Raw genomic sequence first — 15,507 nt, 5'->3', positions numbered from 1 at the left:
CCGGAGTCCCTCCCGTCACGATCCGCGGCCGGACAGGGGCCGCAGGGTCGGGCGGGACTCGGCGTGGAGCCGCACCCGGCGGGACAGGTGCCGGTGCGGCTTCGACTCGGCCAAAGCTGCCAGAGCGCCCGCCCGCCGCCAAGACCCCCCTGCTACGACCCGCCGTCGTAGCACGGCCCCGGCGGTGCGCCCGGGAATGCGCCCCGCCGCCGCACCCCCGCGCCGGTGGCCAGGCGCCGGCCGATGCCGCCCGACCTGCGAGGACGTGCCGCTGCGGAGATGTGCCGCGCGCTGCGGGCGGCCGCCGCCGAACCGCCCGTGCGCTGCTACGACCCGCCGTCGTGGAGGGGTCGTTCGTGTGAGGACCCTCACCGGGAGCCCCTGCCCGCCCGTCACCCGGTGAACTCCGGCCACCACGTGCGGTCGCGGCCGCCGGCCCCGAATGCGACCGCCGCCACACTGCCGCAGGCCGGGCCGCGGCCGAAAAGCGCTGGCGCGGACGCCCGTTCCCCGGCAGGCTCCGCGCGATGAACGACGCGACCGACGACGCGAAGCCCGACGGGCCGCCCGCCCCGGACTCCGGCCCCGCCCCGGACTCCGGCCCCGCCCCGGATCCCGGCCCCGCCTACGCACGGGTCTCCACCCTCCGCGGGCTGCTGCAGCGCGGCCGCGGCCTCGGAGCCGCGACCGCGCCCCACGAGCCCGGAGCCGCCGCGCTGGTGCACGAGATGATCCGGCAGGACTGGAGCTGGCACCCCCTCGTCGACGAGCGCCACCTCTACCTGGCCCGGCTGGTCCGCGACCTCGGCCTGCCGACCGGCCCGATCGCCGACCTGCTCACCGGCGACGCGGACGCCTGCGAGCAGGCCACCGGGGTGCTGGAACTGCTCGCCCTCTCCGGTTCCCTCCCGGCCCGCGAGGCGCTGCGGACGTACATCGGGGAGGGCGAGCACTGGGTGGACGTCCTCGAATCCGTCGCGTCCCGCTGGCCGGCCGCCTGGTGGGACGACCTCGCGGGGACGGCGCGGGCCCGGCTCACCGGTGGGGAACCGCTGCTCCGCCGCTCCGAACCGTGGGTCCGCTGGGGCCTTCCCGCGGCGGAGCCCGCACCGCCTTCGCGGCCGCGGGCGCGCGCCGTCGAGGTGGAGGCGAGCAGCCGACGCCTCCTGACCGTGCTGGCCGACCCGGCGGCCGACCCCGCCGCGAGGACGGCCGCCCTCGGCCTGCTGGCCGGCCGCCCGGGCGAGCCGGACCTCCTGCCGCTCGTGCCCTCGCTGGGCTCGGCGGACGGCGAACACCCGCTGTCGGGGCTGCCGCGCGCGGTCTCCCGGCTGGGAGCCCTCGCGGTGCCCGCCGCCCGCGCGTGGGCGGCCGACGGCCGGCCCTGGCTGGCCCGGATCGGCCTCACCGCGCTCACCCGGCACGGCGGGACGCGCGACCTGCCCGTCCTGGTGGCGGCCCTGGAGGCGGACTGGCGGGAGCGGGCCTGGTGCGGCCCCGCCGACCTGGCCGCGGGCCTGGCCCGGTTCGGCCCGGCCGCGGCGGAGGCCGTCCCCACGCTGCGCCGGTTCTGGCTGCGCACCCCGCACTCGTACGAGCGCCCCGCCTACCTGCGGGCACTCGCCGTGATCGACCCCTCCGGGCTGGACGAGGCGCACACCGAGTCGCTGTGGGACTGCCAGGCTGACGCCCGTCTGCTCGGCATCGCCGAGGCCCCCGACCTGCCGCACGTACGGGAGCAGGTCGCCGCTCTGCGCGACGACCCGATGGAGGAGCCCGGGGTGCGGGCCGCCGCGGCGCGCCGCGGCGCCGGCGCCGGGGGGTGAGGACGCGGCCCTCCTCCCCACCCCCCGGCGCGGCCCGTCACCCGTTGCGTGCCGCCTCCGGACCGGTGATCCGCCGCAGCACGGGCAGCGTGGAGGCGATGATCCCGAGCGAGGCGGCCAGTGCGAGCCCGCTCAGCGCGTAGAAGGAGAGACCCGGCAGCACGAGGTCGTAGTGCATCTGCGAGGTGAGGAACATCTGCGCCGCGAGGAATCCCGTGCCCGTCGCGACCGTCGCCGCGACCAGCAGCGGCAGCGCGCTCTCCAGGGCGATCACCCGCTGCAGCAGGCCGAGCGGCGCGCCGGTCAGCCGCAGCATCGCGAACGGCCGCCGCCGGTCGGACAGCCCCGCGACCACGCCGACCGCGAGGCTGCACCCGGCGATGGGCAGGGTGGTGAGCAGCACCACGTCGGCGAGCCGCCGCCAGCCCGCCATCTCCTGCTGCTGGGACGATCCCCGGTCGCCGACCGTCCGGGCCTGCTGGGCGGGGAAGGCGCGGGTGAGCACGGTGCGGGTGCGTTCCAGGGCGGCCGTCGACCCGTCGGTGGTCGCGTACACCAGCTGCACGGGCAGCCGGGCGAGGCTCTCCGGGGCGATCGCGGCGGCTGGCCACTCCACGTCCGTCTTCGCCTGCAGGTCGAGGAACTCGTACAGCGGCACGGCCGCGACGCCCGCCCCGGCCGGGCAGTGGCCGACGACGGGGATCTGCGCGAGGTCCGAGCAGAGCACCAGCCCGGGGGCCCAGCGGCGGGCCGGGTCGGCCTCGATCCCGATCCGGTCGGGGTTGGCGTGGACGACGGCCAGGCCCCGGGCGCCGGGCACGGCCCGGAGGTCGGCCAGGACCCGTTCCGGCACCGAGTCGGCCATCGGCGGTTCGTCGAGCAGCGCGCCGTGCTCCACGGCGGCGCGGGTCAGCGGATCACCCGAGAGCCCGCCGCGGTTGACGTCGATGGTGCCGATGATGCCGACGGTGGCGCTGGTGACGAACAGGGCCAGCACGAGACCGCTGACGGCGCGGAAGCCGGCCTTCGGGTCGTCCGCGAGCCGCCGGACGGCGATCAGCGTGGCCGGCCGACGGGTCCGCAGGGCGACGGCCCGGGCGGCGGCCATGGTGAGCCACGGCCCGGCGACCACCAGTCCCAGCATGATCACCAGGAAGCCGGTGAGGTACGCGGCGGTCTGCCCGTCCGTCGTTTCGGGGCGGCGGCCGACGAACCAGGCCAGCTCGGCCAGGCCGGCCAGCAGCGGCACCAGCCGCCAGGCCTTCGGCGGCCGCGGCGTCACCCGGCGGCTGACGCCGAGCGGTGACACGACGACCCGGCGCAGGGCGAGCCTGGCGGCCACGGCGGCCGCCACCGGGACACCGGCGGCGACCGCCGCGATCTGCACGGCGGTGAGGGTCAGGTCGGTGGCGAAGAAGCGCTCACCGGTGAACGGCACGGTCGCCACGACGGGCCGGAGCGCGGCGAACACGGCGAAGCCGGCCGCCGTGCCGGCCGCGGCGGCCAGGGTCGACTCCACCGCGGAGATCACCGAGATCTGCCGGGGTGTCGCGCCGACCAGCCGCATCGCGGCGAACCGCTGCTCCCGCGTGGCCGCGGAGAGCCGGGTGGCGGTGCCGATGAACATCACCACCGGGAAGATCAGCGCACCGGCGACCACCGAGAGGATGAGCGTCATGGCGTCGCCGCGGACGCCGTGACCGGGGCAGTCCCGGCAGTCGGCGGGGAACGAGTCGGCGACGGCGGTGACCGGCCGTGCGTCCGGCATGGCGCGGAGCTGCTCCGGGGTGCGGCCGACGACGGCGAGCAGCGAGTCCGGGGACTGCAGTGCCGCGTCCCCCAGCACACCGGTCATCCTGCCGGGAAAGCGGTCCGCGAGCCGGTCCGCCGGAACCCCGCGGACGAGCGCGGCGAGCGCGGGGGAGGCGTAGTACTCCCCGGGCGACGGCGGCCGGGACATCCCGGGCGGGACGGGCGAGGTGGGGCCCGTCGCGGCGACGTCCACCTCGACGATCGACCGGCCGGCGTAGTAGTCGCCGTGCACCCGCCACAGGAGCGGGTCGACGTCGGCCGTCGCGGTGTTGCCCACCGAACCGCTGTTGAGCCACAGGACCCGGTCGTTGGCCTCGGCGACGGCGTTGATGCCGGCGAGCGTGGAGAGCAGCAGGCCGACGCCGATCGCCACGGCCGCCGCGATGACGACCAGGCGGGCCACCGCCTCCCGTCCGCCGCTGACGGCGAGGCGCAGCGCGAACCGGATCACGAGGCGAGCCGCTCGGTGCGCAGCGAGGTCGCCCGGCCGTCGCGCACGACCGCCTCGCGGTCGGCGAAGGCCGCGACCCGCGGCTCGTGGGTGACCAGGACGACGGTGGTGCCCTCCGCACGGGCGGCGGCGACCATCAGCTCCATCACCTGCTCGCCGGTGAGCGAGTCGAGGGCGCCCGTCGGCTCGTCCGCGAACAGCACCTGCGGGCGGGTGACGAGGCCGCGGGCGAGGGCGACGCGCTGCGCCTGGCCGCCCGACAGCTCGCCGGAGCGGCGGTGCTCCAGTCCGTCGAGGCCGAGCCGGGCGAACCACGGGCGGGCCTCGGCGAGGGCGGAGGTGCGGCGGGCGCCGCCGAGCAGCAGCGGCAGGGCGACGTTCTCCTCGGCGGTCAGCTCGGGGACGAGCTGGCCGAACTGGAAGACGAAGCCGAACCGGTCGCGGCGCAGGGCGCTGCGCCGGGCCTCGTCGAGGGTGTCGATCCGCAGACCGTCGACGTGCACCTCGCCCGCGTCCGGGACGAGGATGCCGGCCAGGCAGTGCAGGAGGGTCGACTTGCCGGAGCCGCTGGGGCCCATGACGGCGAGCATCTCGCCGGCGTCGACGGCGAGGTCGGCCCCGCGCAGGGCGGGCGTCTCGCCGAAGGAGAGTTCGAGGCCGCGGGCCTCGATGAGGGCGGTCACGGGCGCACCTCCTGCGCGAGCGCGTCGAGACGGGCGGCGGTCAGGTCGATCCACCGCAGGTCGGCCTCCAGGTGGAAGAGGCCGTGGTCGGCGAGCAGGGCGTCGACCAGCGCGCCGTTGCGTCGCAGTTCGGTGAGTTCGCGCATCCGCTGCATGTGCGCGGCGCGCTGGGTGTCGAGGTACTGCCCGGCGTCGCGTCCGAGCATCAGGGCCAGCACGACCTTGGTGAACAGCACGGTCTGCAGGTGGGGTTCGGCCGCGACGGGCTCGGTGAGCCAGGTCTCGAACTCCGTCACCCCGGCGTCGGTGATGACGTACCGCTTGCGTTCGGGCCCGTCGCCGGGCTCCGCGTCGGCGGCGACGACCTTGCCGTCGCGGGCGAGGCGTCCGAGCGTCGCGTAGACCTGGCCGTACGGCAGCGGTTTGCCCCGGCCGAAGAGGGCGTCGTAGTCGCGCTTGAGGTCGTAGCCGTGGCTGGGCTCGCGCTCCAGCAGGCCGAGAAGCGTCAGAGGAACACTCATGGGGACGACCGTACACCACGGGTATACACCCGGTGTATACATCGAGAGAATCCGGCCTGACCGGGTGAGCGGGCAGGCGGACGGTCGGGCAGGCGGACGGGCGGACGGGCGGACGGGCGGACGGGTGGCCTGGTGGTCGGACGGGCCGTCAGGCCCGCAGGGCGTGCAGCACGCTGTCGTGCCCGGCGTACACCTGCCGTCCGTCCGTGCCCAGTTGCCAGTAGCCGGCTCCGGGGGCGTAGTCCTGGAAGGTCCACCGGAGCTCGCCGGTGGCGGCGTCGACCGCGGCGATGCCGCCCGTCCGCGGGCCGGGCACGAACAGCGTGCCGCCGGCGAGGACGGGCCGGCAGCGGGCGTCCGGCCGGAAGGGCAGCCGGCACGACCACACCTCGCTGCCGTCGCCGGCCGCGTGACGGGTCACCACCCCGTCGTCCCGCGGCACGAACAGCAGCCCGTCCGCCGCCAGCGGCCGAAGGCGGCGCCAGGCGTCGCGGGCCGGCGGCAGCGACCACGCCTCGCCGCCGTCGGACAGCCGCACCGCCCGCAGGCCGGAGCCGCGCTGCGCGACGTACACCCGCGCCGCGTCGGTCTCCATCCGGCGCAGCGCCTGGTCGGCGGCGACCAGCCACCGGCGCGAGCCGTCCGCGGCGTCCAGCGCCACCAGTTCGTCGCGGCTGCTGCGCGCCAGCAGCAGCCCGCCGGGGGCCGGCTGCAGGTCGAGCAGCTGCCCGCCGCCCTCCCCGGCCGGGCGCACCCAGCCGGTCGTGCCCGGGCCGGTGCCGAGCCCGAACACCAGCGACCCCGCGGAGCTGCCGGACGCCGCCCGGCCGTACGCGGTGCCGTCCGCCCAGCCGTCCAGGACGAACGCGGCCGATCGGCCCAGGAGTCCGGTCGCGGTGGCCTCCCGGTCGCCCACGCCGTCGGTGAGGCGGTAGCCGCGGACGGCCGTCGCCGTCGCGGTGTACACGCGTTCGTCGCCGGGGAGCAGCCGGCCGGGGCCCGGTGTCCCGCCGGTCGGCCCGGGGGCGGGGCGGCCGGCCTCGGGGAGACGGACCGTGTGCCGGACGGAGCCGGTCGCCGGATCGAGCAGGAGCAGCGCGGCAGCGGTGACGTAGGCGGCGCCCGGCAGGGTGCCGGCCAGCCGCTCGGGGGTCTGCGGTCCGGGGCCGTCGACGGTCCACACCGGTGCAGGGCCGGAGAAGAGGCGCGGCTCGCGCGGCGGCCGGCCGTCACGGGTGAGCCGCCATGCCGCCGCACCGCCGATCAGGGCCGCTGCGGCGCCGAGCAGCACCCGGCGCCGGCCCGGGGCGGCGGGCGGCTCGTGGAGCTCCTCGCCGGCCGCCGGGGTGGAGGCCGGCCACGCGTCGCCGGGCGAAGGGTCGAGTGCTGTGCCGCCCGCCGGGCCGTCGGACCATTCGGACACGGACGTCCCCTTCCCCGCGCGGCCCCGGCCGGGCCGTCCCCGCCGGGAGGATAGCCGCAGCACCCGGGCCGGGAACCCGCGGGGGACCGGGCCCGGTCGGAGAGCGGGGCCGAGCCGTGGAGCGGTACCGGGCCGTGGGGCGGTACCGAGCCGTGGGGCGGTACCGGGCCCGGTGCCGGACGGCTCAGGGCTGCCCGGCGCCGCCCTTGCGCTCGACCAGCTCGTAGAGCTCCCCGTCGGGCGCCCGGAAGTGCAGGTAGCGGTCGCGCGCGTTCTCACCGACCGGACCGGCCTCGACGCCGGCCTCCCGCAGGGCCTGCGCGGCGGCGTCGAGGTCGTCCACCAGGAAGCCGACCGACCGTGCCGTGTCGCCCATCCCGCCCGGGGACGCCACCGCGAACACGGACCCGTCGGGCAGGTCGAACAGGTCGGCCTCGACCCCCTCCACCGTGCTGACGGGCAGGGCCAGCGTGTCACGGAGGAAGCGGGCCATCTCCGGGCGGTGAGGTGTCGAGGAGCCGGCGAAGGTCAGGCCGAGGATGCGCATGGCGCCCATGCTGCCGCAGCGCCGGAGCCGGCGTCCCGCCGGGTGCGGCAGCGGGTGCGGGGGTGGGGGTGTGGGAGGTGGGGTGCGGCAGCGGGTGCGTACCGGCGAGGGTCAGCGTGTCCGCAGCCGTCGGCGGGTCCTGCCGACCAGCCTGTGGACGGCCCGCCGCACCGGCTGCCGCACCGGCTTCCGCCTCGATCGGCGAGGCCCGGCCCCGGCTCCTGCCCCTGCTGCCGCCGGGCCCGCCGCCGGGCGCCGACCGCCCCGGCCCGTGACCGCCGCGGCGCCCGCGAGCACCACCGCGGTCCCCGCTGCGGCGCCCGCCGCCCACCAGGCCGCGCCGATCCCGTCGTCGTCGGCGGGCAGCGGGGTGGCCCGGGGGAGTCCGTCCGGCTCCGCCGCGGCCGGCTGCGCGCCGTCCGGTGCCAGCACGCCGACCGGCCGGACCCGGCCGGCCGCGGCGAATCCCCAGTCGAGCAGCAGGGCGGCCTCGTCGTAGACCGTGCCGGAGGATTCCGGGTGCATCACCGTGACGAGCAGCGTGCGGCCGTCGCGCACGGCGGCGCCGGTGAAGGTCGCGCCCGCGTTGGTGGTGTAGCCGTTCTTCACACCGATCAGGCCGGGGTAACTGCCGAGCAGTTTGTCGGTGTTGGCGATCGCATAGCTGCTGCGCACCCCGGTGGCGAGGTCGACCGCGCCGGGGAAGTCCGCGGTGCGCGTGGCGCAGTAGCTGCGGAAGTCCGGGTCGCGCAGCCCGGCGCGGGCGAACAGCGTCAGGTCGTACGCCGAGGAGACCTGGCCGTCCTCGTCGTAGCCGTCCGGCGTGACCACGTGGGTGTCGAGGGCCTGCAGTGCCTCCGCGCGGGCCTGCATCTGCGTGACGGTCCGGGCTATGCCCCCGTTCATCCGGGCGAGGACGTGCACGGCGTCGTTGCCGGAGCTGAGGAACACGCCGCGCCACAGGTCCTGGACCTGGTAGCCCAGACCCTCCTTGACCCCGACGAGGCTGCTGCCCTCGCCGATGCCGGCGAGGTCGGCCGTGGTGACCCGGTGCACCAGCGACCGGTCGAACTTCGGCAGCAGGGTGTCGGCGAAGAGCATCTTCAGGGTGCTGGCGGGCGGCAGCGGCAGATGCGCGTTCTGCGCGGCGAGCACGTCGCCCGTGGTGGCGTCGGCCACCAGCCAGGCCAACGCGGTGAGTTCGGACGGCAGGGCCGGAGCGCCCGCCAGAGGGTCGGCCTGGACGCCGGAGCGTCCCAGCCGGGGGCCGCCGACGGGGGAGGCCGCGCCCTGCGGGCGGCCCGTGGCGGCGGCGGGGACGGTAGGGGCGAGCAGCGGCCCCACACCTATCGCGGTGGCCGACACCAGGCATATGAAGTGACATGACAAGCGCACGCTGCGACCGTACCCGCGGCCTCCTCCGGCCCGCCGCCGTACTGCGCCGTCCGGGAACGTCCGCCCCGCGGACGGGAGCGGCCTGCCCCGGCGGGGCGGGTTCCTCGACGCCCGCCGGCCCGGACGTGGTCCTGATGCGGCCCGGACGTGGTCCGGATGCGGTCCGGAGGGGATCGCGGGAGGGTGGTGTCGGTGTGTGTCCACCCGTCGAGTCCCTGGAGTTCACCGTCATGACTGCGCGGCCCCTGGCTCAGATCGGCGTCACCGGATTGGCCGTCATGGGCCGCAACCTGGCGCGCAACTTCGCGAGACACGGCTACCGCGTCGCGGTGCACAACCGGACCGCGTCGCGCACCTCCGCGCTCGTCGAGGAGTTCGGCGAGGAGGGCGCGTTCGTCCCGGCGGGGTCGGTGGAGGAGTTCGTGGCGGCACTCGAACGGCCCCGGCGCCTCGTGATCATGGTCAAGGCGGGTGCGCCCACCGACGCGGTCATCGAGGAACTGGTGCCGCTGCTCGACGAGGGCGACATCGTCGTGGACGGCGGCAACGCGCACTTCCTCGACACCCGCCGGCGCGAACAGGCCCTGCGCGAGCGCGGACTCCACTTCGTCGGCGCCGGCATCTCCGGCGGCGAACAGGGTGCCCTCGAAGGCCCCAGCATCATGCCCGGCGGCACCGACGAGGCCTACCGGGTGCTGGGCCCGCTGCTGGAGGACATCGCGGCCGAGGTCGACGGCGAGCCCTGCTGCACCCACGTCGGGCCGGACGGCGCCGGACACTTCGTGAAGATGGTGCACAACGGCATCGAGTACGCCGACATGCAGCTCATCGCGGAGGCGTACGACCTGCTGCGGCACGCCGGCGGGCGGCAGCCCCGTGAGATCGCCGGCATCTTCCGGGAGTGGAACGGCGGCCGGCTGGAGTCGTACCTCGTCGGGATCACCGCGGAGATCCTCGCGCACACCGACGCGGACACCGGAGAGCCCTTCGTCGACATCGTGCTCGACCGGGCCGAGCAGAAGGGCACCGGGCGGTGGACGGTGCAGACCGCACTCGAACTCGGCGTGCCGGTGAGCGGCATCGCCGAGGCGGTGTTCGCCCGCTCCCTCTCCGGGCACGCCGCACTCCGCGCCGCCGCCGCGGACCTGCCCGGCCCCACGGAGACCTGGCTCGACAGCGCCGCCGCCGACCGGTTCGCCGAGGACGTCGAGCAGGCGCTGTACGCGTCGAAGATCGTCGCGTATGCCCAGGGGTTCCAGCAGATCCAGGCCGGCAGCGAGGAGTACGGCTGGGGCGTCGACCCCGGCGCCATGGCCACGATCTGGCGGGGCGGCTGCATCATCCGGGCCCGCTTCCTCGACCGGATCAGGGCGGCGTACGAGGGCGGCGGCGAACTGCCCACGCTGCTCACCGACGACCACTTCCGGACGGCGCTCGACGGCGCCCAGTCGGCCTGGCGCCGGGTGGTGTCCACCGCCGCCCAGCTGGGCGTGCCCACCCCGGGCTTCTCCACCGCCCTCGGGTACTACGACGGCCTGCGGGCCCGGCGGCTGCCCGCGGCGCTCGTGCAGGGGCAGCGCGACTTCTTCGGCGCACACACGTACCGGCGCACCGACCGGGACGGGACCTTCCACACCCGCTGGGAGCTCGACGGCCGGCCCGAGGAGGAACGCTGAGCGGCGGCCGCCCGCCGCGGCCCGTGCGGGCAGGTCCCGGCCGGTCCGCCGGGCCGCCGTCAGCTGACCGGCACCACGTCAGCTGACCGGCACCAGCAGCACCGGGTCGCTCGTCGGCTGCGGGGAGCCGCCGGCCGGTTCGAGGGTGACGCCGATGCCGGTGGCCTGCCCGAGCGGGCCTTCCAGCAGCCGGGCGCCCTGGGCGGACGCCATCAGCCCCGCGGGACGGAAGGCGCCGCCGTCGGCGAACCACAGCTCGTACGTCGTGCCCGACGGCAGCGGCGGCAGGCCGGTCGTGAGGAAACCCGCCTGGTTGCGGCTCTCCGACCAGACGGCGGTGCCGGTGCCCTCGCCGTCGGCGGCCGTCGTGGTCGCCGTGCGGGCGTCCGGGGCCGTCAGCAGGGCGCTGAACCGGTCGAGCTCGGTGTGCAGGCGGCCGGCCTCCGCCCGGCTCTGCCGGGCCTCGTCGTGCTGCTGGACGGCCACCCCGCCGAGCACGGCCGCCGCCGCCAGGCAGGCCGCCGGGGCGAGCCCGGTCCAGCGCCGGGGGTGCGCGAGCCGACGCCTCGCCGTTCCGGACGGTGCGGCCGCCCCGGCGGGCGGCAGCTGCCGGACGGTGCCGATCGCGGCCATCGCGCGTTCCTCCGCACCGGGCGGGACGGCGGACGCCTCGCAGGCGGCCAGCCGCGCCAGGGTGGCGGCGAACCCGTCGACCTCCCGCGCACACACCTCGCAGCCGGCGAGGTGCTCCTCGAAGGCCGGACGCTCCTCCGGCCGGAGGGCGTGCGCGGCGTAGGCGCCGCTGAGCGCGTGCAGGTCGGGGTCGTTCACGATCCCACCCCCAGGCAGTCGCGGAGGCGGATCAGCCCGTCGCGGATCCGGGTCTTGGTGGTGCTCAACGGCGCGTGCTGCAGTTCGGCCACCTGCTGGTACGTCAGCCCGCGGTAGTACGCCAGGGTCAGCGACTGCCGCTGCACCTCGGTCAGGGCCTTCAGGCAGTGCCGTACGCGCTCGCGCTCCAGGCTGTCCTGCACCTTCTCGGCGACCTCGTCGAAGGCCGTCGTGTGCTGGTGCGCCGCGGCGCGGGCCTCGCGCTCCGCCGAGGCCTGCGCCTGGCGGACCCGGTCGACCGCACGGTGGTGCGCCATCGTCAGCACCCAGGCGACCACCTCGCCGCGCTCCGGCCGGTAGCGCGCCGCCGCCTGCCACACCTGGAGCATCACCTCCTGCGCGACCTCCTCGGACTGCGCCGGGTCGCGCAGGATCCGGCGCACCAGGCCGAACACCTGACCGGCCACCGACCGGTACACCAGCCGGTAGGCGTCGTGGTCGCCGACGGCGACCTCGGCCATCAGCTCCCGGAGGCGGTGGTCGTCCGGCCGGTGGGCCGGTGCCGGGCAGGCATCGCTCATCGCGCGGCCCTCCGCGTACGGCCCCTGCGGGACGCCGGCGTGCGGTGCGCAGGTGCGGAGAACACGGGGACACCTCCTGGCGGTGTGCGGACGGGACGGCGGGAGGACCCCGCACCAGTAGTTCGAAGCCCGGCCCGCCGCGGACGGGACCGGCGCCGCAGCCGCTCGCGGGACATCCCGATCATCGCCGCTCGTCCGCGGCCCTGCCCGTCGTGTCGGTCGTGCAGCGGCCGGGGTGGGCCGGCCGGGGTGGGGCGGCCAGGTGCGGGGGGCGGTCCCCCCGGGGCCCCGGCGCGCCAGCTACCCTCGCACCATGCCGATGACCAGGACCGCCCCGTTGAGCGTCGACGCGATGATCGAAGACCTCCGGACGCTCGTCGAGACCGAGTCCCCGTCGCGTGACGCCGACGCCCTCACGGCATCGGCCAAGGTCGTCGCCGAGGTCGTCGAGAGCCGCCTCGGCGGGCAGGCCGTCCTCGTCGGGAGCGAGGCCGGGCCGCACGTCCACTGGTCGGGCGGCGGCGAGCCCAGGGTGCTCGTCCTCGGCCACCACGACACGGTCTTCCCGCTCGGCACCCTCGAACGCCGTCCGTTCGCGGTCGCGGACGGGCGTGCCACCGGCCCCGGCGTCTTCGACATGCTCGGCGGCCTGGTGCAGGCCGTGCACGGCCTCGCGACGCTCGACGACCTGACGGGCGTCGAGATCCTCGTCACCGCGGACGAGGAGGTCGGCTCCCGCACCTCCCGGGCACTGCTCGAAGAGCGGGCCCTCGCCTGCGGCGCCGTCCTCGTCCTCGAAGGCGCCGCCGACGGCGGCGCGCTCAAGACCGGCCGCAAGGGCTGCGGAACGTTCCAGGTCACCGTCACCGGGCGGGCGTCCCACGCGGGCCTCGAACCCGCGGCGGGCATCAACGCCCTGATCGAGGCGGCCCACCAGGTGCTGGACATCGCCGCGCTCGGCCGGCCCGACATCGGCACGACCGTCACCCCGACGGTCGCCTCCGCGGGCACGCTGGACAACGTCGTCCCCGCGGAGGCGACCGTCGTCGTCGACGTCCGGGTCGAGTCGGCGAGCGAGAAGGCGCGCATCGAAGCCGCGTTCGCGGCGCTGACCCCGCACCTCGACGGGGCGCAGATCGCCGTCGAGGGATCCGTCGGCCGGCCCCCGATGCCCGAGTCGGCGTCCACCGAGCTCTTCGCCGTGGCACGACGGCTGCTGCCCGGCCTCGAAGGTGTCGCGGTCGGCGGCGGGAGCGACGGCAACTTCACGGCCGCCCTCGGCGTGCCGACCCTCGACGGCCTCGGAGCGGTCGGCGGCGGCGCGCACGCCGACCACGAGTACCTGCTGGTCGACGCCATGGCCGAGCGGGCGAACCTGGTCGCCGGCCTCGTCCGGGCGATCCGGAACACCTAGGGCGGCCTGTCGTGCGGCCCGGACCCGTGGCGACCGGCCGAGGGGGCTAGACGACGCAGAATTCGTTGCCCTCGGGGTCCTGCAGAACGACGGCGTAGTGCTCCATCCCCGGCTCGTCCATGATCCGCAGCACGGTGGCCCCGGCCCCGGTGAGCCGTTCCACCTCGGCGGTGACCCGCTGCGTGCGAACCGTCAGCGGGATACCGCGCCCACCGCCCACCTTCAGGTCGAGGTGCACCCGGTTCTTGGTGACCTTCGGCTCGGGGACCTGCTGGAACCACACCCGCGGCCCCCGGCCCGCGGGGTCGACGATCGACTCCGGCGCCTCCCCGGCGCCCGCGGGCAGCTCCTCCTCGGGCACCCCCAGGTCGGCCCAGTACGCCCGCCACGTGGGGTGCCCGGCCGGCGGGGGCTCGGGGACGTACCGCAGGGCCTCGGCCCAGAAGCCCGCCAGTCTCCGCGGGTCGGCACAGTCGATCACCAGCTGCAGCGTCATCTCCATGCGCGGAGGATCCCATGCGGATCCGACAGGCGCGGGCCGCGTCCCTCCGCCCGGGCCGCCGGATCCGGGCTGCCGGAGGGCGGCGGTACCCGTGGGGTCCGGTGCGGTGAGGGGGTCACGCCGTCCGCTCGTCCCCGGTGAACAGGGCGACCAGGCCGTGGGGGGCGTCGGCGCCGAGCAGGGTCACCCCCGGCACCCGGTCCCACCGGTGCGCGGTCGGCAGGGTGTGGAGGGGGCGCAGGAGCGGCGCGGTCCCGCTGTCGGTGATCAGTGCGGTGAGCTCCGGGGCCCAGCCGTCGAACTCCTGGGCGATCCGGTCCCCGGCTGCGACGGGATCGGTGAAGTCGACCCCGGCGAACCAGTCCTGCGGCCGGGTGAGCGCCACGACGTGTGGAGGGTGCCGCCGCTCTCCCGGTGCGTCTGGATGCCCTTGCCCGGCGGGCCGCTGTGGAACAGCATTCCAGCGATGTCAAAGAGGGAGGTCTCCTGATGCCAGGAACTCCTCGACCCCGGCCCGCAGGTCCGGCGGCAGGGTGGTCGGATCCGCGAGGGCCGGCCGCAGGGCGTGCCGAAGATCCGGGAACACCGCCCAGACCGCCGGGTGCCTCGTCACGACCGCCGACAGCAGGTCGCCCGGGTAGAAGTCGCCCTCCGCCATCGGGTCGTCCCGGAGCACCGCCACGGCGAGCGGCAGGACGTACGGCAGACCCACGTTCTGACCGACCAGCAGACGCAGCTCCTCGACCGACAGGTCGCCGACCGGCCGTCGCCGCGCCGCGTGCACGGCCGTGACGAGGCGGGTCGCCCCGGGCGGCGGGGCGGGCCAGGCGCCTTCGAGGTCGTCGAGCGAGCGGGTGCGGTCCGGGGGAGGGGTCACCGGACGATTCTCCCGCGGCCGCCCGTCGGCCCGTCCGTTCAACGTGCGGCTGCTGCTGCGGTGGCTGTTGCGGTGGCTGTGGTGGCGGCTGCGGCGACCGCCTGCTCCGCCTGTTCGAGCCAGCCCAGGTACCAGCGGGTGAACGTCACCGCTGCGCCCCGCTCGTCCAGCAGCGGGGCGAGGTCGATGTCGTCCACCCGGCTGTCGGCCCACATCCGGCCGCGCTCCGGGCCGCTGACGACCAGCCACTCGCGGTAGGCACAGCCCAGGTGGCAGATCACGACCGCCCCGGCGGTCCGGTCGCCGGCCCACATCAGGGCGTCCCAGCGTTCGTCCCAGGCCTCGGTGGCCGTGTCGAAGACCTCGATGTCCTCGAAGTCCTCCTCCTCGGGGCGCTCGGTCAGCAGCGCCTCCACCTCCTCGGGGTCGGGCCCGAGGGGCGGGAACGGTTCGGCCAGCCGGGCGAGGTCCGCGAGGTCGGCGCCGTCGCCCTCCCAGCGCCAGCGCCCCTGGACACGGCGGACCGGGAACAGCCCGTACGCGGGACCGGCACCGCCGGCACCGACCTGGAGCAGGAAGGCCCGGTAGTCCTCCGGCAGGGTCACGCCGGCCGAGGACTCCAGGTCGGCCAGCTCCTCCGCCGTCAGCGGGGCCTCCAGGGCGAACCGGTGCCCGGAGCGGCCGAAGACGTCGACGGTGTCCGGGGCGGCGGCCAGTGCCAGGACGCGTTCCCGTACGCCGGCCCAGGTGTGCTCGTTCATGCGCAGAGCCTACGAGGTGCCGCCGACATGACCGCACCCGGCGCATCCGCAACCGGGGGAGGGTCATTCTCGCCCGTGCCCGCCGTCCACGGTGCATCTGACGCCGCGTTCCGTCCGAACGGGTGACCCGGGCGGCGGAGTCCGGGCCCGGGAGCCCCCGCCTTGGAACGATCGCTCCGCCTGCCCTGCGCCCTCCGGCGCACCGGC

Annotated in this window: 14 protein-coding genes and 1 pseudogene; 3 read left to right on the top strand and 12 right to left on the bottom strand. The window is 76.4% G+C overall.

Features of this window, described 5'->3' with window-relative positions:
- Positions 1 to 527: 527 nt before the first annotated feature.
- Positions 528 to 1,826 (top strand): hypothetical protein, encoded by a 1,299-nt coding sequence (locus SNE206_RS32515; protein ID WP_407917129.1) that lies wholly within the window; start codon positions 528 to 530, stop codon positions 1,824 to 1,826.
- A gap of 37 nt (positions 1,827 to 1,863) precedes the next feature.
- On the opposite strand, the gene SNE206_RS32510 is transcribed toward SNE206_RS32515, so the two are convergent.
- The 6 genes from SNE206_RS32510 to SNE206_RS32485 form a co-directional block, all read right to left on the bottom strand.
- The gene (locus tag SNE206_RS32510; RefSeq protein ID WP_407917128.1) at positions 1,864 to 4,089 is read right to left on the bottom strand and encodes an FtsX-like permease family protein; all 2,226 of its coding nucleotides are present in this window, start codon (positions 4,087 to 4,089) and stop codon (positions 1,864 to 1,866) included.
- Positions 4,086 to 4,772, bottom strand: coding sequence for an ABC transporter ATP-binding protein (locus SNE206_RS32505; protein WP_407917127.1), 687 nt, complete (start codon positions 4,770 to 4,772; stop codon positions 4,086 to 4,088). Before SNE206_RS32505 ends, SNE206_RS32510 begins: the two co-directional genes overlap by 4 nt.
- Positions 4,769 to 5,293 carry a PadR family transcriptional regulator gene (locus SNE206_RS32500; RefSeq protein WP_405009053.1) on the bottom strand — a complete coding sequence of 175 codons (525 nt, stop codon included), beginning with the start codon at positions 5,291 to 5,293 and terminating at the stop codon, positions 4,769 to 4,771. Before SNE206_RS32500 ends, SNE206_RS32505 begins: the two co-directional genes overlap by 4 nt.
- 148 nt (positions 5,294 to 5,441) lie before the next feature.
- Positions 5,442 to 6,716 (bottom strand): PQQ-binding-like beta-propeller repeat protein, encoded by a 1,275-nt coding sequence (locus SNE206_RS32495; protein ID WP_407917126.1) that lies wholly within the window; start codon positions 6,714 to 6,716, stop codon positions 5,442 to 5,444.
- Positions 6,717 to 6,900: 184 nt separating this feature from the next.
- Positions 6,901 to 7,263: a VOC family protein gene (locus tag SNE206_RS32490; RefSeq protein WP_407917125.1), complete on the bottom strand. Its 363-nt coding sequence runs from the start codon at positions 7,261 to 7,263 to the stop codon at positions 6,901 to 6,903.
- A gap of 111 nt (positions 7,264 to 7,374) precedes the next feature.
- Positions 7,375 to 8,628 (bottom strand): D-alanyl-D-alanine carboxypeptidase family protein, encoded by a 1,254-nt coding sequence (locus SNE206_RS32485; RefSeq protein WP_407917124.1) that lies wholly within the window; start codon positions 8,626 to 8,628, stop codon positions 7,375 to 7,377.
- 260 nt (positions 8,629 to 8,888) lie between these two features.
- On the opposite strand from SNE206_RS32485, the gene gndA reads away from it, so the two are divergent.
- Complete coding sequence (gene gndA, locus SNE206_RS32480) at positions 8,889 to 10,334, top strand: NADP-dependent phosphogluconate dehydrogenase (RefSeq protein WP_407917123.1); 1,446 nt, start codon at positions 8,889 to 8,891, stop codon at positions 10,332 to 10,334.
- 78 nt (positions 10,335 to 10,412) lie between these two features.
- On the opposite strand, the gene SNE206_RS32475 is transcribed toward gndA, so the two are convergent.
- On the bottom strand, positions 10,413 to 11,165 hold the full coding sequence (locus SNE206_RS32475) for an anti-sigma factor domain-containing protein (protein ID WP_407917122.1): 753 nt from the start codon (positions 11,163 to 11,165) through the stop codon (positions 10,413 to 10,415).
- A complete protein-coding gene (gene sigK, locus SNE206_RS32470) occupies positions 11,162 to 11,746 on the bottom strand; it encodes an ECF RNA polymerase sigma factor SigK (RefSeq protein WP_407917121.1) in 585 nt (194 codons plus the stop codon). The genes SNE206_RS32475 and sigK overlap by 4 nt, the downstream gene beginning before the upstream one ends.
- 313 nt (positions 11,747 to 12,059) lie before the next feature.
- Between sigK and SNE206_RS32465 the strand changes: the two genes are divergently transcribed.
- Entirely contained in the window at positions 12,060 to 13,160 is a 1,101-nt protein-coding gene (locus tag SNE206_RS32465; protein WP_407917120.1) for a M20 family metallopeptidase, read from the top strand.
- A 46-nt stretch (positions 13,161 to 13,206) separates the two neighbouring features.
- Here SNE206_RS32465 and SNE206_RS32460 read toward each other — a convergent pair whose 3' ends face one another.
- The 4 genes and pseudogenes from SNE206_RS32460 to SNE206_RS32445 form a co-directional block, all read right to left on the bottom strand.
- Positions 13,207 to 13,662, bottom strand: coding sequence for a VOC family protein (locus SNE206_RS32460; protein ID WP_407917119.1), 456 nt, complete (start codon positions 13,660 to 13,662; stop codon positions 13,207 to 13,209).
- Positions 13,663 to 13,819: 157 nt separating this feature from the next.
- Positions 13,820 to 14,100 (bottom strand): annotated as a pseudogene (locus SNE206_RS32455) (FAD-dependent monooxygenase); the annotation flags it as partial.
- A gap of 31 nt (positions 14,101 to 14,131) precedes the next feature.
- Positions 14,132 to 14,539 (bottom strand): contact-dependent growth inhibition system immunity protein, encoded by a 408-nt coding sequence (locus SNE206_RS32450; RefSeq protein ID WP_407917118.1) that lies wholly within the window; start codon positions 14,537 to 14,539, stop codon positions 14,132 to 14,134.
- A 38-nt stretch (positions 14,540 to 14,577) separates the two neighbouring features.
- Positions 14,578 to 15,300 carry an SMI1/KNR4 family protein gene (locus tag SNE206_RS32445; RefSeq protein ID WP_407917117.1) on the bottom strand — a complete coding sequence of 241 codons (723 nt, stop codon included), beginning with the start codon at positions 15,298 to 15,300 and terminating at the stop codon, positions 14,578 to 14,580.
- Positions 15,301 to 15,507 lie beyond the last annotated feature (207 nt).

Source organism: Kitasatospora sp. NE20-6 (assembly GCF_045862635.1).
Note: the sequence above shows the minus strand (reverse complement) of the source record. Positions and strands in the feature narration are given on the sequence as shown.

Bases quoted from the DNA above. Each gene is read 5' to 3' on its own strand.
- SNE206_RS32465 (WP_407917120.1), top strand. From the start codon at position 12,060: ATGCCGATGACCAGGACCGCCCCGTTGAGCGTCGACGCGATGATCGAA.
- SNE206_RS32445 (WP_407917117.1), bottom strand. From the start codon at position 15,300: ATGAACGAGCACACCTGGGCCGGCGTACGGGAACGCGTCCTGGCACTG.
- SNE206_RS32460 (WP_407917119.1), bottom strand. From the start codon at position 13,662: ATGGAGATGACGCTGCAGCTGGTGATCGACTGTGCCGACCCGCGGAGA.
- SNE206_RS32490 (WP_407917125.1), bottom strand. From the start codon at position 7,263: ATGCGCATCCTCGGCCTGACCTTCGCCGGCTCCTCGACACCTCACCGC.
- SNE206_RS32515 (WP_407917129.1), top strand. From the start codon at position 528: ATGAACGACGCGACCGACGACGCGAAGCCCGACGGGCCGCCCGCCCCG.
- sigK (WP_407917121.1), bottom strand. From the start codon at position 11,746: ATGAGCGATGCCTGCCCGGCACCGGCCCACCGGCCGGACGACCACCGC.
- gndA (WP_407917123.1), top strand. From the start codon at position 8,889: ATGACTGCGCGGCCCCTGGCTCAGATCGGCGTCACCGGATTGGCCGTC.
- SNE206_RS32500 (WP_405009053.1), bottom strand. From the start codon at position 5,293: ATGAGTGTTCCTCTGACGCTTCTCGGCCTGCTGGAGCGCGAGCCCAGC.